The sequence below is a fragment of the Nonomuraea sp. 3-1Str genome, assembly GCF_031570565.1.
GTDB lineage: Bacteria > Actinomycetota > Actinomycetes > Streptosporangiales > Streptosporangiaceae > Nonomuraea.
Map to the genome: position 1 here is coordinate 268,691 of NZ_JALHBK010000008.1, position 17,393 is coordinate 286,083.

The 17,393-nt window shown below is 73.8% G+C and carries 16 protein-coding genes; 7 read left to right on the forward strand and 9 right to left on the reverse strand.

Annotated elements, in window-relative coordinates; all coding sequences use genetic code 11:
• Nucleotides 1–70 precede the first annotated feature (70 nt).
• Nucleotides 71–1,051: an aldo/keto reductase gene (locus MTP10_RS16235; RefSeq protein WP_310710209.1), complete on the forward strand. Its 981-nt coding sequence runs from the start codon at nt 71–73 to the stop codon at nt 1,049–1,051.
• A 51-nt stretch (nt 1,052–1,102) separates the two neighbouring features.
• Here MTP10_RS16235 and MTP10_RS16240 read toward each other — a convergent pair whose 3' ends face one another.
• Nucleotides 1,103–1,738, reverse strand: coding sequence for a TetR/AcrR family transcriptional regulator (locus MTP10_RS16240; RefSeq protein WP_310710172.1), 636 nt, complete (start codon nt 1,736–1,738; stop codon nt 1,103–1,105).
• A 79-nt stretch (nt 1,739–1,817) separates the two neighbouring features.
• Here MTP10_RS16240 and MTP10_RS16245 point away from each other — a divergent pair, with 79 nt between their 5' ends.
• Entirely contained in the window at nt 1,818–2,588 is a 771-nt protein-coding gene (locus MTP10_RS16245; RefSeq protein WP_310710174.1) for an SDR family oxidoreductase, read from the forward strand.
• Between the two features lie 21 nt (nt 2,589–2,609).
• On the opposite strand, the gene MTP10_RS16250 is transcribed toward MTP10_RS16245, so the two are convergent.
• Genes MTP10_RS16250 through MTP10_RS16285 form a run of 8 tightly spaced genes read right to left on the reverse strand, consistent with a single transcriptional unit; the run spans nt 2,610 to nt 11,279 of the window.
• A complete protein-coding gene (locus tag MTP10_RS16250; RefSeq protein WP_310710176.1) occupies nt 2,610–4,037 on the reverse strand; it encodes an aldehyde dehydrogenase family protein in 1,428 nt (475 codons plus the stop codon).
• Nucleotides 4,037–5,041 (reverse strand): P1 family peptidase, encoded by a 1,005-nt coding sequence (locus MTP10_RS16255; RefSeq protein WP_310710178.1) that lies wholly within the window; start codon nt 5,039–5,041, stop codon nt 4,037–4,039. Before MTP10_RS16255 ends, MTP10_RS16250 begins: the two co-directional genes overlap by 1 nt.
• A complete protein-coding gene (locus MTP10_RS16260; RefSeq protein WP_310710179.1) occupies nt 5,038–6,240 on the reverse strand; it encodes a M20 family metallopeptidase in 1,203 nt (400 codons plus the stop codon). Before MTP10_RS16260 ends, MTP10_RS16255 begins: the two co-directional genes overlap by 4 nt.
• Complete coding sequence (locus tag MTP10_RS16265) at nt 6,237–7,139, reverse strand: ATP-binding cassette domain-containing protein (RefSeq protein WP_310710181.1); 903 nt, start codon at nt 7,137–7,139, stop codon at nt 6,237–6,239. Before MTP10_RS16265 ends, MTP10_RS16260 begins: the two co-directional genes overlap by 4 nt.
• A complete protein-coding gene (locus tag MTP10_RS16270; protein ID WP_310710183.1) occupies nt 7,108–8,022 on the reverse strand; it encodes an ABC transporter ATP-binding protein in 915 nt (304 codons plus the stop codon). The genes MTP10_RS16265 and MTP10_RS16270 overlap by 32 nt, the downstream gene beginning before the upstream one ends.
• Nucleotides 8,009–8,848: an ABC transporter permease gene (locus MTP10_RS16275; RefSeq protein WP_310710185.1), complete on the reverse strand. Its 840-nt coding sequence runs from the start codon at nt 8,846–8,848 to the stop codon at nt 8,009–8,011. Before MTP10_RS16275 ends, MTP10_RS16270 begins: the two co-directional genes overlap by 14 nt.
• A complete protein-coding gene (locus tag MTP10_RS16280) occupies nt 8,845–9,792 on the reverse strand; it encodes an ABC transporter permease (protein ID WP_310710187.1) in 948 nt (315 codons plus the stop codon). Before MTP10_RS16280 ends, MTP10_RS16275 begins: the two co-directional genes overlap by 4 nt.
• A complete protein-coding gene (locus MTP10_RS16285) occupies nt 9,789–11,279 on the reverse strand; it encodes an ABC transporter substrate-binding protein (RefSeq protein ID WP_310710188.1) in 1,491 nt (496 codons plus the stop codon). Before MTP10_RS16285 ends, MTP10_RS16280 begins: the two co-directional genes overlap by 4 nt.
• A gap of 96 nt (nt 11,280–11,375) precedes the next feature.
• On the opposite strand from MTP10_RS16285, the gene MTP10_RS16290 reads away from it, so the two are divergent.
• From MTP10_RS16290 to MTP10_RS16310, 5 genes are all read left to right on the forward strand, one after another.
• Nucleotides 11,376–12,140 (forward strand): FadR/GntR family transcriptional regulator, encoded by a 765-nt coding sequence (locus MTP10_RS16290; RefSeq protein ID WP_310710190.1) that lies wholly within the window; start codon nt 11,376–11,378, stop codon nt 12,138–12,140.
• Nucleotides 12,141–12,221: 81 nt separating this feature from the next.
• Nucleotides 12,222–13,190, forward strand: a complete 969-nt coding sequence (locus MTP10_RS16295; RefSeq protein ID WP_310710192.1) for an adenylate/guanylate cyclase domain-containing protein — start codon at nt 12,222–12,224, stop codon at nt 13,188–13,190.
• A 128-nt stretch (nt 13,191–13,318) separates the two neighbouring features.
• On the forward strand, nt 13,319–13,801 hold the full coding sequence (locus tag MTP10_RS16300) for a SigE family RNA polymerase sigma factor (RefSeq protein WP_310710194.1): 483 nt from the start codon (nt 13,319–13,321) through the stop codon (nt 13,799–13,801).
• Nucleotides 13,798–14,841, forward strand: coding sequence for a hypothetical protein (locus MTP10_RS16305; protein ID WP_310710196.1), 1,044 nt, complete (start codon nt 13,798–13,800; stop codon nt 14,839–14,841). The genes MTP10_RS16300 and MTP10_RS16305 overlap by 4 nt, the downstream gene beginning before the upstream one ends.
• 137 nt (nt 14,842–14,978) lie before the next feature.
• Nucleotides 14,979–17,183: an immune inhibitor A domain-containing protein gene (locus MTP10_RS16310; RefSeq protein WP_310710198.1), complete on the forward strand. Its 2,205-nt coding sequence runs from the start codon at nt 14,979–14,981 to the stop codon at nt 17,181–17,183.
• Nucleotides 17,184–17,393 lie beyond the last annotated feature (210 nt).

Sequence of the window (17,393 nt, forward strand, 5' to 3'; positions counted from 1 at the left end):
GAGGCCCGTACCGGCTGTTAACGTTCACACAATGTAACGGCGTGAAAGGGGAGCGCACGTGTCCGCGAGCATGGAGGAGCGGGTTCTCGGCCGGACCGGCCGCCGGGTGGGCGTCGTCGGGCTGGGCGCCTGGCAGCTCGGCGCCGACTGGGGCGAGGTGGCGGAGGACGACGCGCTGGCCACGCTGGCCGCCGCCGCCGACGCGGGCGTGACGTTCGTCGACACCGCCGACGCCTACGGCGACGGGCTCAGCGAGCGCCTGATCGGCCGCTTCCTCAAGACGCGGCCCGGCGTCACCGTGGCCACCAAGATGGGCCGCCGCGTGATGCCCCAGGAGCCGGGCGTCTACACGCTGGACAACTTCCGCGCCTGGACCGACCGCTCCCGCGCCAACCTCGGCGTCGACGTGCTGGACCTGGTGCAGCTGCACTGCCCGCCCACGCCCGTCTACTCCTCCGATCAGGTGTTCGACGCGCTCGACACGCTCGTCGCCGAGCAGCGGATCGCCGCGTACGGCGTCAGCGTCGAGACGCGGGAGGAGGCGCTGCGGGCGATCGCCCGGCCGGGCGTGGCCACCGTGCAGATCATCCTCAACATGCTGCGGCTCGGCCCGCTGGACGAGGTGCTGCCGGCCGCGCGCGCGGCCGGGGTGGGGGTCATCGCGCGGGTGCCGCTGGCCAGCGGCCTGCTGTCGGGCAAGTACGACGAGCACACGACGTTCCCCGAGAACGACCACCGCACCTACAACCGCGCGGGCGAGGCGTTCGACGTCGGGGAGACATTCTCCGGCGTGGACTTCGCCACGGGCCTGGCGGCGGTGCGGCGGCTCGCGCCGCTCGTCCCGGAGGGGGCGACGATGGCGCAGTTCGCGCTGCGCTGGATCGTGGACCAACCGGGGGTGAGCGTGGTGATCCCGGGCGCCCGCAACCCGGCCCAGGCCCGCGCCAACGCGGCGGCGGCCGGGCTCGCGCCGCTGCCGCCGGAGGCGCTGCGCGTGGTGCGGGACGTCTACGACGACCTCATCGCCCCGCAGGTGGCCGCCCGCTGGTGACACGGGGCTCCCGGCCGGCCGCCCACGCGCGGGGAAGGCCCGGGGGCGGCGTCAGGCGGGCCAGGCCGCGAGGGCCAGGTCCGCCGTGGCGGCGAGCTCGGCCGCCGTCGCGCCGTCGCGGGACCGCTGGGACATGCCCTGGATGATCGCCGCGAAGTAGGCGGCCAGCGCCTTCGGGTCGGCGTCGGCCGGCAGCTCGCCCTCGTCCCGGGCGGCCCGCAGCCGCGCCTCGAAGGTGACCAGGTTGGCGTTGCGCAGGTCGCGCAGGAAGGCCCCGACCTCCTCGTCCTGGACGGTCACGTTGGTGGCCGCGCAGATGGTCAGGCAGCCGGCCGGGTGTGACGGGTCCGGGTAGATCTGGGCGGCCTCGCGCAGGATGCGGGCGAACGCGCCCCGCGCCGTGGGCTCCTCCTCCAGCGCCACCCCCATGAACGCGCCCACCGGCGAGCGGCCGTAGGCGGCCACGGCCTCCTTGAACAGCGCCTTCTTGTCCCCGAAGGCCGCGTACAGGCTGCCCGGCCGGATGCCCATCGCCTCGGTCAGGTCGCCCATCGAGGTCGCCTCGTACCCGCGCCGCCAGAACAGCAACGTGGCCGCCGCGAGCGCGGCGTCGCGGTCGAACGCGCGCGGCCTGCCCCGCGCGGCCCGCCGGACCGCTCCGGCCTCCGGGTCCGTGTCCGTCGTCATGCCACCCATTGTAGAGCGACCGCTCAACAATTCGTGCTAGCGTATTTGTTGAGCAATCACTCAAGAAAAGGGGAGCATCATGGGCAGGACCATGGACGGCAAGGTCGCGCTGGTCACCGGTGGCGGCAGGGGCATCGGCCGGGCCATCGCCGAGCGGCTGGGCCGCGACGGCGCGGTGGTGGCCGTGGCGTACGCCCGCGACACCGCCTCGGCGGAGGAGGTCGTGGCCCGTATCCGCAAGGACGGCGGTCAGGCGTTCGCGATCCGGGCCGAGCTGGGCCGGCACGGCGACGCGGCCGAGCTGTGGGCGGCCTTCGACGCCGGCGTCCGCCCGCTCGTGCCCGGCGGCGGCGTGGACGTCATCGTGAACAACGCGGCCATCGCCCGCAGCTCCGATCTGGCGAACCTCACGGAGGAGGGGTTCGACGAGGTGTTCGCGGTGAACGTGCGGGCGCCGTTCTTCATCGTCAAGGAAGGGCTGGGCCGGCTGCGCGACGGCGGCCGGATCATCAACGTCTCCAGCGGCGCGGCCCGCATCGCGATGCCCGAGATCATCGCCTACGGCTCGACCAAGGGCGCGCTCGACACGTTCACCCTCAACCTGGCCAAGCAGCTCGGGCCGCGCGGCATCACGGTCAACTCCGTGGCGCCCGGCATCGTCGACACCGACGTCAACGCGAGCTGGCTGCGCGGCGACCCGGAGGCGCAGGCGCGGGCCGCGGCGGTGGCCGCCCTCGGCCGGGTGGGGCAGCCGGACGACATCGCGGACGTCGTCGCGTTCCTCGCCTCGGACGACGCCCGCTGGGTCACGGGCCGCGTCGTCGATGCCACGGGCGGCTCGGGCCTGTGACGCCCCCCTCAGGTCAGGCGGTCACGGGCGGATGATCGCCATGCGGGTGACCGTGAGCTCCTCGATGGCGAAGCGGGGGCCCTCCCGGCCGGCGCCCGAGTCCTTGACGCCCCCGTACGGCATGTTGTCCGCGCGGAACCCCGGCACGTCGTTCACCACCACTCCCCCGGCCTCGACACGGTCGATGGCGGCGAACGCGGTGGACAGCGAGCGGGTGAAGACCGCGGCGTGCAGGCCGTAGCGGGAGGCGTTGACGGCGGCGAAGGCGGCGTCCAGGTCCGGCACCGAGCGGACGCACACGACGGGGCCGAAGATCTCCTCGTCCCACACGGCGGCCCCGTCCGGGACGTCCGCCAGGACCGTCGGCGCGATGGCCCGGCCGTCGGCGACGCCCCCCGTGACGAGCGTGCCGCCCGACTCCCTCACCCGGCCGAGGACCCTCTCGGTCGCGGCCGGGTCGATCAGCGGCGCGACCCGCGTCTCCGGCGAGCGCGGGTCCCCGGTGACGACGTCCTTCATCCGCGCCGCCAGCAGCGCCAGGAACGGCTCCCGTACGGGCTCCTCCACCAGCACCCGCTGCACCGAGATGCACGCCTGGCCGGAGGCGTAGTAGCCGCCCCGCACGACCGCGTCCGCCGCGGCCTCCAGGTCGGCGTCGGCGGCCACCACGAGCGCGGCGTTCGAGCCGAGCTCCAGCAGGACCTTGGTGGGCGCGGCGGCCCGCGCGATGGCGTGGCCGGCGGCGGCCGAGCCGGTGAACGACACAGCCCCGATCCGCCGGTCCTCCACCAGGGCCCGCCCCACCTCGACGTCCCCGGTCACGAGCTGGACCCCGGCTGGCGGCAGCGCGCCCGCCGACCGCAGCAGGTGCACGAGCCAGAGCGTGGCCAGCGGCGTCGCGGGGGCCGGCTTGACGATCACCGGGCAGCCCGCGGCCACCGCCGGGGCGATCTTGTGGGCGGCCAGCAGGAGCGGGTAGTTGAAGCCGGTGATCCCGACCACCACGCCGATCGGCCGCCGCGTCCAGAACCCGATCAGCCCCTCCCCCGACGGCAGCAGGTCGAGGGGCACGGTCTCGCCGTGCAGCCGGGCCACCTCCTCGGCCGCCGTGGCGAGTGTGACCAGCGTGCGCGCCACCTCCACCCGGCAGTCCACGAGCGGCTTGCCGGTCTCCAGCACGAGCAGCCGCTCGACGTCCTCCCGGCGTGCGGCGAGGGCGTCGTGCGCGCCCATGAGGGCGGCGCGGCGGGCGTGCGAGGGCAGCGCGGCCATGGCCGGCGCCGCGGCGAGCGCCTCCTCGACGGCCCGGCGGGCCAGCTCCGGTGTGCCGACCGGCGCGCTCGCCACCACCGAGCCGTCGTACGGGAAGACGACGTCACGGGAGAGCCCCGTCTCCACCCAGCCGTCGCCCACGGGCAGCCCGGCCGGCCATCCATCTTCGGCGATCATCACGCCACGCCCCCTCTGGCGCTCGGAAACACGTCGAGATACGCGGGCGCGCCCGCGCGCCCGGTCGCGGCCAGGACGGCGTGCGCCACGGCCCGGCTGAACACGTCGGCCCCGGCGGCCAGCACGTCCTGCAGCCCGTACGGGTCCGGCGCGGGCTCGCCGCAGGTGGCCAGCCCGAAGATCGTGTCGCCGTCGACCATGGTGTGCGCGGGCCTGATCGCCCTGGCCAGCCCGTCGTGGGCGACGCCCGCGAGCTTGCCGCACTGCGCCTTGGTGAGGGTGAGGTCGGTGGCGACGACGCCGATCGTGGTGTTGAACGAGGTGACGGCGGCGGGCCGCCAGGCGGCGGACTCCTCGGGCGACGGCTCGCGCAGCGGCCCGAACTCGCCCGGCAGGCCGTACCGGGTGCCGGACAGCAGCGCGCGGCCCGGGTCGAGGACCGACCCGGCGGCGTTGACCACGGCCAGCGCGGCCACGGTCACGCCGGAGGGCAGCACGGCGCTGGCGGTGCCGACGCCGCCGGCCAGCCCGCCCGCCACCGCTCCGGCGCCCGCGCCGATCGACCCGCTGCGCGCCTCGGCGGCCGAGGCGGCGTCCAGGGCGGCGGCGCCCAGCGCGCCGTCCGGCACGGCGCGGAACCGGCCGCCGCGCCCCAGGTCGTAGATGACGGCGGCGGGCACGATGGGCACCACGCCGCCCTCGACGGGGAAGCCGATCCCCGCGTCGGCCAGCCGCTCCATGACGCCGCACGCGGCGCTCAGCCCGTACGCGCTGCCGCCGGCGAGGGTGATCGCGTGGACGCGCTCGACGAGGTTGCGCGGGTCGAGCAGCTCGGTCTCCCGGGTGCCCGGCGCGGCGCCGCGCACGTCCACCCCCGCGACCATGCCGCCGGGGGGCGCGAGCACGACGGTGGTGCCGGTGCGGTAGCCGCCGCCGACCCGCTCCGCGTGGCCGACACGCAGGCCCGGCACGTCGACCAGCGCGTTGGCGCGCCCGGCCTTCACGCCCGCCTCCCGGGCCCGGATGAGCGGGTCCCGGTGAGGAAGCGGCGGGCCGCCTCGGCGAAGACGCGGGTGCACTGCACGATCTCGTCCACCTCGACGTACTCGTCGGCCTGGTGGGCGATCCACTTGCCGCCCGGCCCGTACACGACGGACGGCACGCCGCCCCAGTGCGTCAGGACGGTGCCGTCGGTCGAGCCGGGCACGCCCCCGTAGACGGGCTCCTCGCCGGTGACGGCCCGGTGCGCGCCGGCCAGCGCCGCGACCACGGGATCGTCCACGGGCACCTCCACCGGCGGCCGGTCCACGAGGACCGACACCTCCGCCGCGATCCCGTCGTGGGAGGCCAGCTCCCGCACCCGGGCGGCGACGTCCGCGTGCGCGAGCCCGGGGACGGTCCGCACGTCCACGAAGACCGACGCGACCGCCGGGATGACGTTGACCTGCTCCTCGGTGCCCGCCCGCACCACGGTCGGCGTCACGTACACCTCGCCCAGATGCTCGTGGGCGGGATGCGCCGCCTGGAGCTCCTTCTCCAGGGAACGCAGCCCCACAAGCAGCGCGCCCACGGCCTGGATGGGGTTGCGGCCGTGCTGGGGCATCGCGCCGTGCGCCATCTTGCCGGTGAGGTCCACGCGCAGCCGCAGCGCGCCCTTGGCGACCGCGCAGATCTCGCCCGCCTCCGGCTCGGCCACGATCGCGCCGTCGACGTCGGCGGCCAGGCCCTCGGCGACGAAGTGGTGCGCGCCGATCATCAGGCCCTCCTCGTCGGCCAGCGCGCACACCTTGATCCGGCCCGGGAACGGCCCGGCGAGCTGGAGCGCCCGCGTGGCGTAGAGGGCGGCGGCCAGGCCCGACTTCATGTCGGCGCTGCCCCGCCCCCACAGCTTCCCGTCGCGGATCTCGCCGCCGAACGGGTCCACCGTCCAGCTCGACAGGTCGCCCTCGGTCACCACGTCGGTGTGCCCCTCGAACATGAGGGTCGGCCCGTCACCGCCGCCGCCCTCGACGACGGCCACCACGTTGGGCCGGCCGGGCTCGACCTCGTAGACGCGCGGCTCCCAGCCCCACTCCCGCATCCGCGCCTCGACCAGCTCGGCGGCCGGCCGTTCGCAGCGCCCGCGGGCCGGATCGTTGGTGCTGGGGATCCGTACCAGCGCCTGGGTGAACTCCACGACTCCGCGGGCGTCTACGTCGATCACAGCAGTCCCTCCAGGGTCGGTACGGCCGCCAGCAGCGCGCGCGTGTACGGGTGCTCCGGCGCGGCCCACACGTCGTCCACCGGGCCGCTCTCCACGATCAGCCCGTCGTGGACGACCGCGACGGTCTCGCACAGGTGCCGGACTACGGCCAGGTCGTGCGAGACGAAGACGAGGGTGAGGCCCAGCTCGTCGGCCAGGTCGGCCAGCAGGTTGAGAATCTGGCCGCGTACCGACACGTCGAGGGCGCTGACCGGCTCGTCGGCGACGAGCACCTCCGGCCGGGGCGCGAGGGCGCGGGCGATCGCGATGCGCTGCCGCTGGCCGCCGGAGAACTGGTGCGGGTAGCGGCCGGCCGCCGAGGCGGGCAGGCCCACCGCGTCGAGCAGCTCGGCGACGCGGTTCCCGACGGGCTCCCCGAGCGCGACCAGCGGCTCGGCGACGAGGTCGCGCACCCGCATGCGCGGGTCGAGGGAGCTCATCGGGTCCTGGAAGACGATCTGGAGGCTGCGCCGCAGGAACCGCAGCGACCGCTCGGGACGGCCGGTCACCTCCCGGCCGCCGAAGGTGACGGAGCCGCTCGTGGGCCGGTCGAGCGCGCAGAGGAGGCGCAGCAGCGTGGACTTGCCGGAGCCGGACTCGCCGACGATCCCGAACCGCTCGCCGCGGTGGACGGTCAGCGACACGCCCTTCAGCGCGTGCACGGCCTCGCCGGGGCGGGTGAGCGAGCTGCGGGGGCGGCGGTAGACGCGGGTGAGGTCGCGCACCTCGATCAGCGGCTCGCCCCGGGAGCCGCCCGCGCGGTCGTGGCCGCCTGCCGCGGCCGTCGCGTCGGTCGTGGCGGTCGTGGCGGTCGTGGCGGTCACCGGGTCAGTCCCGGGGGTGCCGGCATGCGAAGGCATGGCCGTCTCCTGTCAGCTCCGGAACGGTCGCGCAGACGTCGGAGGCGTGGGCGCACCGGTCGCGGAAGACGCACCCCTCCGGGAAGGTCCCGGCCGCCGGCACGGTGCCCGGGATGGTGGCCAGGCGGGTGCCGCGCGGCGGGAGCCGGGAGGCGGCCAGCAGGCCCTCGGTGTAGCGGTGGCGGGGCCGGGCGAACACCTCGCGCAGGGGGCCGCTCTCGACGACCCGCCCGCCGTACATGACGAGCACCCGCTCGCAGACCGAGGCGACGACGGCGAGGTCGTGGGTGATGAACAGCAGCGCGGGCGCGACCTCGGCGATGAGCTCCAGCATCTGCCGCTGCACGGTCACGTCGAGCGCGGTGGTCGGCTCGTCGCAGATGAGCAGCTCGGGCTCGTTGGCCAGGGCGATGGCGAGCATGACGCGCTGGCGCTGGCCGCCGGAGAGCTGGTGCGGGTAGGAGCGGGCGATCCGCTCGGGGTCGGGCAGGCGGACCCGGCCGAGCAGCTCGACGGCGCGCTCGCGGGCGCGCCGCGCCGCGGCGCCGTGCAGGGTCATGACCTCGGCGACCTGCGCGCCGACCCGCATGAGCGGGTTGAGCGCCGTCATGGGCTCCTGGAAGACCATGGACACCGTACGGCCGCGCAGGTCCTTCAGCCGCCGCTCGGGCACGCCCACCAGGTCGCGCCCGCGCACCCGGGCGGTGCCGGACGCGGTCACGCCGTCGGGCAGCAGCCCCATGAGCGCCAGCGCGGTCAGCGACTTGCCGGAGCCGGACTCGCCGATGAGGCCGACGCGCTCGCCCGGCCCGATGCCGAACGACACCTCCCGCACCAGCTCGATGTCCTCGGCCCGCACACTCAATCCCTCAACCGTCAGCACGGATGCTCCTCAGCTTCGGGTCGAGGTGGTCGCGCAGGCCGTCGCCGAGCAGGTTGAAGCCGAGCACGGCCAGCGCGATGGCCAGGCCGGGCCACAGGGCCAGGCGCGGGGTGGAGAACAGCAGCTCCTGCGACTCCTGGAGCATGCGCCCCCACGACGGCGTGGGCGGCCGGGTGCCGAAGCCGAGGAACGACAGCGCCGCCTCGGCCAGGATCGCGATGGCGAACGACACGGACGCCTGCACGATGAGCACCGAGCCGATGTTCGGCAGCACGTGCCGCGCGGCGATGGCGGGGCCGCGGCGGCCGGCGGCGCGCGCGGCCAGGATGTAGTCGGTCACCATGACCTGCATCGTCGCCGCCCTGGCCACGCGGGCGAACGCGGGCACGGTGGCCACCCCGATCGCGATCATCGCGGTCAGCGTGCCCGCCCCGTACACCGCGCCCAGCATGACGGCCAGCAACAGCGCGGGGAAGGCGAACACCAGGTCGTTCACCCGCATGATGAGCTCCGACAGCCAGCCCCGGGAGCGGGGCGCCATGCCGGCGGCCACGCCCAGCGGCGTGCCCAGGACGGCGGCGATGCCGACGGCCACCACTCCCACGTACAGGGTGGTGCGGGCGCCGACCATGAGCTGGCTGAGCGTGTCGCGGCCGAACTTGTCGGCGCCGAGCAGGTGACCGCCGCCGGGCTCGCGCAGCTTGGCGGCCGCGTCGACGAGGGTCGGGTCGTGCGGCGTCCACACGAACGAGACGAGCGCGGCCGCCACGACGATCCCGACCAGCGTGCCGCCCGTCACCAGCCCCAGGTTGAGCCGTCTCCTCATCGGGCGCCCCGCAGGCGGGGGTCGAGGGCGGCGTAGCAGACGTCCACCACGAAGTTGATCAGCAGGACGGCGGCGACCAGCACCATCACCACGCCCTGGACGAGCAGCAGATCGCGCCCGGCCACGCCGTTCAGCAGCAGGTCGCCGAGCCCCGGCACGACGAACACCCGCTCGACCACGACGGCGCCGACGAGCAGGGTCGCGAGCTGGAGGCCGAGCACGGTGACCACGGGGATGGAGGCGTTGCGCAGCCCGTGCCGCCACAGGGCGCCCATCCGGCCCCTGCCCTTGGCCCGGGCCGTGCGCAGGTAGTCCTCGCGCATCACGTCGAGCACGGCGCTGCGCACGTACCTGGTCAGGACGGCGCCCTGGACGAGGCCGAGCGACAGCCACGGCAGCAACAGGCTGCGCAGCCACCCGGCCGGGTCGTCGGCGATCGGCACGTAGCCGCCGGACGGCAGCGCCTGCGCCTTCACCGCGAAGACGAACACGAGCAGGATGCCCGCCAGGAACGCGGGGACGGCGATGCCGATCTGGCTCACCGCGCTGACGGCCGCGCCGAGCGGGTCGCGGTGGTGGACGGCGGCGAACGTGCCGGCCGGTACGGCGACGAGCAGCGCGATGACCATGCCGCCGATGACCAGCACCGCGGTCACGCCGAGCCGGTCGGCGATCTGCGGCCCGATCGGGGAGCTGGTCACGTACGAGGTGCCGAAGTCGCCCTGGGCCAGCCCGCCGAACCAGTCGAGGAACTGGGTGACCGGCGGCCGGTCGGTGCCGAACCGGGCCCGCAGCTCGGCGACCGCCTGGGGTGTCGCGTTGACGCCGAGCGCGACCTCGGCCGGGTCGCCGGGCAGCACGGCCATGAACGCGAAGACCGCCACGCCGGCGGCGGCGACGCTCGCGAGGAGCACCGCCAGCCGCTTCGACAGGTAGACGATCACTGCTTGGCGAGCCCGGTGAAGTCGAACGACTCGGCGATGGCGTTCTGGGGCAGGCCGGTGACGCCCTTCTTGGCCACGATCAGGTTGGGGAAGAGGAAGAGCCAGTCGGCGGCGGCGTCGTCGGACAGGAGCTTGGCGGCCTGCTTGAGGTCGTCGGTCTGCTGCTGCTCGCTGCCCTCGTCGGCGGAGGCGAGCAGCTTGCCGAACTCCGGATTGTCGTACCGGAAGTAGTACGACTTGTCGGCGAATATGCCCATGTCACGGGGTTCGACGTGGTTGATGATGGACAGGTCGTAGTCGCCTTGCTTGAACACCACGTCCAGCCACCGGGCCGGGAACTCCAGCGGCTCGATGTCGGCCGTGATGCCCACCTGGGCGAGCTGCGACTTGACCACCTGGGCGGAGGCCACGGCGTAGGGCAGGTTGGGGATGCGCATCTTGACCGTGTACGTCTTGCCGCCGAGCAGCTCCTTGGCCTTGGCCGCGTCGTACGGGTAGTCGCCGGCGCGGTCCTCGTACCAGGGGTCGGTGGGCGGGACCATGGAGCCGATGAGCTTGCCGCGCCCGGCCCAGGCCGTGTCGAGCAGCGCCTTGTGGTCGATGGCGTACCGGACGGCCTGGCGCACCTTCTTGTCGTCGAACGGCGGGCGGCCGTTGTTCATCGACAGCACCACCTCGCCGTTGGTGGTGCCCTCGACCGTGACGAACCGGTTGGGGTCGGCGAACTGCTGGAGCGACTCGGGGGCCTGGACGCTGGAGATGACGTCGATCCCGCCCGTCAGCAGCGCGTTGTTCATGGCCGTCGCGTCCTTGAAGTACTTGAGGGTGACGCCGCTCATCGCCGGCTTGGTGCCCCAGTACTTCGGGTTGGCGTCGAGCCGGATGGAGTCGCCGCGCTTCCATGAGCCGAGCTGGTAGGGGCCGGTGCCGACGGGCTTGTTGGCCAGGTCGGCGACGCCGGTGCGGCTGAACATGGCGCCGAGCCGGGTCGCCAGCGCGTAGAGGAAGCCGTTGCTGGGGCGCTTGAGCGTGACGACAGCCGTCGTGTCGTCCTTCTTGTCGACCTTGTCGATGACGTCGAGCTGCGACTTGATCTTCAGCTTCCAGTCCGTCCGCACGCGGCCGAGGGAGAAGACCACGTCGTCGGCCGTGAACGGGGCGCCGTTGGTGAAGGTGACGTTCTTGCGCAGCGTGAAGGTGTAGGTCTTCCGGTCCGGCGAGACTTCCATCTTCTCGGCGAGCAGCGGCTGGATCCGGCCGTCCTGGTCGAGCTTGACCAGGCCCTCGTAGACGTTGACGAGCAGGGCCTGCGGGATGGCGGCGCCCTCGGTGGAGGTGAAGTCGAGGTTGGCCGGCTCGGCCGTGAACCCGACCGCCAGCGTCTGCTTCGCGGCCGTTCCCCCGGGGTCTCCGCCGGAGCCGCCGCCGCAGGCCGCCGTGCCCAGCAGGAGCCCGCCCAGGGCCATCCAGATGCCGATGCGCCTCATGTCCAAGCCTCCTGGCTGTGCCCTGGCTAGTGCACTGGTCGGACCAGTAGGCTACGCACATTGCCAGCCGACGACGGCTCAGGTCAAGGGGGCGCAATGAGTGGTCCACGCTTCGAGCCGGTACGCACCGTACGCGCGTACGAGCGGATCGTGGAACAGGTCGAGCAGGCCATCGAGAGCGGCGCTCTCCGCCCCGGTCAGCGGCTGCCCAGCGAGCGCGACCTCATGGGCCAGTTCTCGGTGAGCCGGTCCACGGTGCGCGAGGCGCTGCGCGTGCTGCAGTCGCGCGGCCTGGTGCGCTCGCGGCCGGGTGACCCGCACGGGGCCGAGGTGCTGCCGTTCAGCCCCGACGCGCTGCAGAGGTCCATGGCCACGCTGGCCCGGGTCGAGGGCCTGTCGCTCGGGGAGCTGGTGCAGTTCCGGATGCTGCTCGACGGGTCGGCCAACCTGCTGGCGGCCCGGCTGCGCACCGACGAGCAGCTCGCCGAGATGGAGGCGGCCATCGACCGGATGCGCGCCACCCTCCGCGAGGGCGCCGCCGAAGGGCATGACGCGTTCAGCGCCGCCGACGTGGCCTTCCACGACGCGGTGGCGCGGGCCAGCGGCAACAAGCTCATCCAGATCTGCGTCGAGGTGGTGCGCTCGATCGTCGTCGACCTGGTGGCCGACCGGCTCGCCGCCGAGCCCGACCGGGAGGCGCTGATGCGGCGCAGCATCCGCCACCACGAGGAGGTGCTGGCCGCCGTCCGCGCCGGCGACGGCCCGCTGGCGGCCCGGCTGGCGCGGCAGACGATGTACGACTACTACGCGGACCACGTCCCGGCGGCCGAGCGCTCCCCCCTGCGGGCCCTGCTGGAGTAACGTCCCGGATGGACCGCGACATGTCCGGCCACCTTGGGATATGGACGCGCTATCTCCCGTTAACGGGTGTATGTTGCAGCCGTGGCGCGCGAGGATTCGGACGGGCTCGCCGAGGCGTTCCTGCGCGAGCCCCGTCGCTACACCAGCCACCAGGTCGCCGAGATGGCCGGGGTGCCGGTCTACCGCGCGCGCCGGTTCTGGCGGGCGCTCGGGTTCCCGAACGTCCGCGACGACGCCGTGGAGTTCACCGACTCCGACGTGGAGGCGCTGAGGACCCTGGTCGGCATGGTCAGCGCCGGCGTCTACGACGAGGAGCACGTGCTGCTCATAGCCCGCTCGCTCGGGCGGGCCACCACGCGCCTGGCCGAGTCGCAGGCGCAGCTCGGCGCCGAAGAGCTGGACCAGGCGGGCGTGCCGCTGGCCGAGCGGTCCCGCGCCTGGCGCCGCCGGGCCGACCGGGTCGTGCCCCCGCTCGCGCGGCTGCTCGTCTACTCGTGGCAGCGGCAGCTCGCCGCAGCGGCCGGCCGCATGGTCGACCAGGACCACACCGCGGTACGGCTGGCGGTCGGCTTCGCCGACCTGGTCGGCTTCACCCGGCTGAGCAGGCAGATCACCGAGCGGGAGCTGGCCACGCTGGTCGACAGCTTCGAGGGCCGCTCCGCCGACGTGGTGACCTCCTCCGGCGGCCGGATCGTCAAGACGCTGGGCGACTCCGTGCTGTTCGTCGCCGGTAAGGCCCACGAGGCGGCCGAGATCGGGCTGCGGCTGCTGGAGACGCACGCCAGGGTCCGGGGCATGCCGGAGCTGCGCGTGGGGCTGGCCGCGGGGTCGGTGATCTGGCGGATGGGCGATGTGTTCGGCACGACGGTCAACCTGGCCAGCCGGCTCACGGCGCTGGCCCGCCCCGGCACCATCCTGGCCGACCCGGAGATGGCCGAGGAGCTGGAGGGCGACCGCGCCTTCGAGCTGCGCCCGGTCAACCGGCTGTCGGTGCGCGGCCTGGGCGAGCTGGCGCCGTTCACGATCCTGCGCGCCGGCCGCGCCGGCTGATCCGACCCGTTCCCTGTTGAGGCCGGGCAACCCGGCGCGCGCGTCGATGCGTCACTAGCCGCAGTGGCCCTCAGCGGGAGGGCCGGACGAGACGCGTGCGGGCGCGCCGCGCCGGCAGGAGGCATTAGGTGGCGGATCGGGCGATATATCAGGAATTCGTGCTGGCGCGGTCGGACCGGCTGTTACGCACGGCGTACCTGCTGACCCGCGACTGGGCCCTGGCCGAGGACCTGCTGCAGGAGTCGCTGGCCAAGGCGTGGTTCGCCTGGCCCGGCGTGGCGGAGCCGGAGGCGTACGTGCGCCGCGTGCTCGTGACGACGTACACGTCGTGGTGGCGGCGCAAGTGGCGGCGGGAGCTGCCGAGCGACGACCTGCCGGACGTCCCCGTGGACGGCGGCGCCGGCCGCGACCGCGAGGAGCTGTGGCAGGCCGTCGGCCGCCTCCCCGCCCGGATGCGCGCGGTGATCGTGCTGCGCTTCTACGAGGACCTGCCCGTGGCCGAGGTGGCCCGGCTGCTGGGCTGCGCGCCCGGCACGGTCAAGAGCCAGACCGCCAAGGCGCTGGCCAAGCTGCGTGTGGACGAGTCGATCATGGAGGAGACCCACCGATGACCGTACGCGAGCTGCGCGACGTGCTGCGCGAGCACGGCGACGCCACTCCCCCGTCCAACCCGGTCCGCCACGAGCAGGTACGGGCCCGCATCTCCCGGATCCGGCTGCGCCGGCGGCTCGCCGCGGCCGGGACCACCGTGGCGGCGGTCGCCGCGCTGGGCCTGGTGCTGCTGCCAGGCATGGCCGGAGCGGGTCCCGACACGGCGGCCGTCACGTCCGCCACGGCCGGCCCGCTGGCCGGTTCGCCCGTCCCCGGCGGGCTGCCGGAGACGTTCACCTCGCCGGACGGCACCGGCTACCGGCGCCTGGCCACGGCCTCGATCGGGGCGACCGGCAGCAGGAAGGCCACGGTCACGGTCCGCGTCACCGGCAAGCCGCTGGACGTGGCGTTGATCTGCACCCGCGCGGGCCGGGCGCTGCCCGGTCTCCAGGTCAAGGTCAACGGACGACCGGTGCCGGCCCACATGTTCTCCTGTACGGGGCACAGGGAGCTTGCGCCGCTGATCGTGCCTCGGGGCGCGGGGGACCGGGCCGTGATCACCTTCGACGCGACCACGCACGGCTCGGCCTGCGTGCGGGCCGACTCCAAGAGCCCCTGCCGCCCGGTGAAGCCGGAGCGCGCCTCCATGTCCATGGCCGTGTACGAGTGGACACCACCGGACACTCCTGTAGAGCCCAAGGCGCCCAGGGCGTTCCCCGCCCACCAGAGCCGCTGGAAGCTGGCGGACACCCGGACCGGCACCTGGCCTGCGGAGAGGTCCCTGACGTTCCGGGTGCGCGGCGACGGCCGCGAGTTCGGGCTCGACCAGATCTGCACCGGCGACCTGGCCGCGCGCCTGTGGTTCAGGTACGAGATCGACGGCAAGGACACCGGCGGCGCGAGCGGTTGCGGTGTGTGGGAGGAGGGGCCCTACCCGGGAGCGATGTCGCTGTACAAGGTGGCGAAGGGCAAGCAGGTGACCGTCACCCTCAAGCTGTTCATGAATTCGCCGGCGGACGGGCGGCCGGTGCGCTGGTCGGTGGGGCTCTTCCGGCAGTAGGCGTGGGGTGGAGGGCGCGCGAGCACGAAAACCCCGGGTGGTTGTTGGCAACTGCTTCGCTTGCGCGCCCCCACGGCCCCGGGTGATAACGGCTTGTCCCCAACAATCCCGGGCAACACCCATCAGAAGGGGGTTCCATGGCGCGCCACCGGATCATCGGGCTCGCAGCCACGCTCCTCGCCTTACCCCTCCTCACGGCCCTTCCCGCCACCGCGGAGGCCACGCACGCCGCCCCACCGGCCCCGGCGCCGTCCGACGTGCGAGAGCTCACCCGCAAGGACTTCACCCTCGACGGCAAGCCGGTCAAGGTGCCGTCGGCGTACCGGGCCAAGCCGAGTGCCAGGGCGAAGGCCGCGGACACGCCGCCGGTCGGCACCGTCCGGCAGTGGCTCGGCATGGACGACTTCAACGGGCGGCTCTACCGCAAGGACTACACGCTGCGCGGCGTCGGCGACAACATCGAGGTGTGGGTCGCCAACGACCTCGCCTTCCCCGCCGGCGACTGCCGCGCGCAGGTCCCGTCCAGCACGCAGGTCACCGACGCGCAGGTGGCGAGCCTCGTCCACGAGTTCGACACCAACATGTACCCGAAGGAGACCGCCGCCTTCAGCAGGCCGCCGGACCGCGACGGCTCCAACGCCGTCCTCGGGCCCGACGCCAACGGCAACGGCGGCGTCTACACCGGCGCGGGCAACCGCACCGTGACGCTCGTGGACAACGTCAGGGACGACAACTTCTACGACTTCCCGGCCGCGCCCACGTACATCGCCGGGTTCTTCTCCTCGCAGTTCAACGAGCTGCTCGACCGCAACGTCATGACGATCGACGCGTTCGACTGGCTGCATCGCACCGGCACCAACCCGCCGGACGAGCCCACCTCCGATCTGTGCACCTCCCGCCCGGCGCGGCCGCACCAGTACGAGAACACGTTCGCGCACGAGTGGCAGCACCTGGCCCACTACTACACCGACCCGCTGGAGACCACCTGGATGAACGAGGGCCTGTCGGACTTCGCGCAGACCCTCGTGGGATACGCCGACGCGAAGGCCACGGTGTTCGACCGGGGCGCCGACAGCCACATCTACTGCTTCCAGGGCTTCGGCACCGTGCAGACGCCGTACAACACCAACCCGCGCGACTGCGGCGGCCCGGAGAACTCGCTGAACCTGTGGGGCGAGGGCGCCACGGCCAGCGGGGTGCTCGCCGACTACGGCAACGCGTACTCGTTCATGCTGTTCCTGTACGACAGGTACGGCACGGACTTCCTGACGCGCCTGCACCGTGACGGCGACCTGCAGGGCCTGGCCAGCCTGCGGGCGGCACTGGAGGCGCGCGGCGTCAAGAACCCGTACCAGGTGATCCACGACTACCAGACGACGACCCTGGTGGACAAGATCGTCGGGGAGGCGGCCAGGGGCGTCATGCTCGGCGTGCCGAAGAAGCGGGTGACCACCGCGAGCCTGCGCTCGACGGTCAACCTGGACAACCCGGCGGCGTACAAGACGGCCGGCGCCGCCCCGAACGGCGCCGACTACGTGCCGCTCCAGGCGACCGGCGGGAAGGTCCTGCGCGGGTCGGACCTGCGGTCGCTGTCGTTCGAGGGCGCGAAGACGCTGCCCGCCCAGCCGCTCGCCTGGACCGTCGTCTCCGACGACCCGGACCGGGTCGGCAACCCGGTGCTGTGGTCGGGCAACTCCAGCAACCTCGACGCCGCCGCGGTGACCCGGGTGACGGTCCCCACCGCGGACCCGACGCTGCGCCTCCTGGCCAAGTACGGGGCGGAGAGCGGCTTCGACTACGGCTACGTCGTGGTCTCCACGGACGGCGGCGCCACCTACACCGCCGTCCCCGGCGACCGCACGGTGACGGGCCCGCTCGGCCCGGCGCTCAACGGCACCACCACCGGCTTCGAGCCGCACACCTTCAGCCTGGCCGCCTACGCGGGCAAGGAGATCCTGCTCGGCTTCCGGTACGTCAGCGACGCGGGCGTCAACGAGGGCGGCCTGCGGATCGACGACGTCACGGTCGGCGGCACGGCGGTGAGCGACGGGTCGAGCCTGGAGCCGTTCGACTCGCCGACGGAGATCCACCCGACGCCGGTCGCCAACTGGAACGTCCGCCTCGTCGGGCTGGACGACAAGCACGCGGTGGCGCTCCAGGTGGAGTCCGACGGGCGGCGCACGCTCTCGCTCAACCGGCTCCAGCTCGCCGTGCTGGCCCCGTTCCCGAAGGTGGTCGCGGTGGTCGCCTACGACGACCCGACGGAGCAGGTGGGGCAGTACGCGCCGTACACGCTGAAGGTCAACGGCGTCACCCAGCCGGGGGGCGCCCCGCAGCAGTGACACCGGGGTGAGCCGGCGGGAAGGCGGCGCCCCGCCCCGCGCGGGGCGAGGCGCCGCCCGGACCGCTATGACGGCGCGCGGACGGTGGGGTGGGTGACGTCGTGGGTGACGAGGTTGCCGCACATGCCCCACCGGTCCTGGGGCGGGCTCTCCATGAGGGCCGCGTCCAGCAGGTGGGCGCCGTCGCCGGCCTGGAGGGCGTCGAGGACG

What these genes read in the sequence shown, in the direction of transcription:
- MTP10_RS16275 (WP_310710185.1), bottom strand. Translation starts at nt 8,848, where the DNA reads ATGAGGAGACGGCTCAACCTGGGGCTGGTGACGGGCGGCACGCTGGTC.
- MTP10_RS16285 (WP_310710188.1), bottom strand. Translation starts at nt 11,279, where the DNA reads ATGAGGCGCATCGGCATCTGGATGGCCCTGGGCGGGCTCCTGCTGGGC.
- MTP10_RS16240 (WP_310710172.1), bottom strand. Translation starts at nt 1,738, where the DNA reads ATGACGACGGACACGGACCCGGAGGCCGGAGCGGTCCGGCGGGCCGCG.
- MTP10_RS16290 (WP_310710190.1), top strand. Translation starts at nt 11,376, where the DNA reads ATGAGTGGTCCACGCTTCGAGCCGGTACGCACCGTACGCGCGTACGAG.
- MTP10_RS16310 (WP_310710198.1), top strand. Translation starts at nt 14,979, where the DNA reads ATGGCGCGCCACCGGATCATCGGGCTCGCAGCCACGCTCCTCGCCTTA.
- MTP10_RS16265 (WP_310710181.1), bottom strand. Translation starts at nt 7,139, where the DNA reads ATGCCTTCGCATGCCGGCACCCCCGGGACTGACCCGGTGACCGCCACG.
- MTP10_RS16235 (WP_310710209.1), top strand. Translation starts at nt 71, where the DNA reads ATGGAGGAGCGGGTTCTCGGCCGGACCGGCCGCCGGGTGGGCGTCGTC.
- MTP10_RS16245 (WP_310710174.1), top strand. Translation starts at nt 1,818, where the DNA reads ATGGGCAGGACCATGGACGGCAAGGTCGCGCTGGTCACCGGTGGCGGC.
- MTP10_RS16305 (WP_310710196.1), top strand. Translation starts at nt 13,798, where the DNA reads ATGACCGTACGCGAGCTGCGCGACGTGCTGCGCGAGCACGGCGACGCC.
- MTP10_RS16250 (WP_310710176.1), bottom strand. Translation starts at nt 4,037, where the DNA reads ATGATCGCCGAAGATGGATGGCCGGCCGGGCTGCCCGTGGGCGACGGC.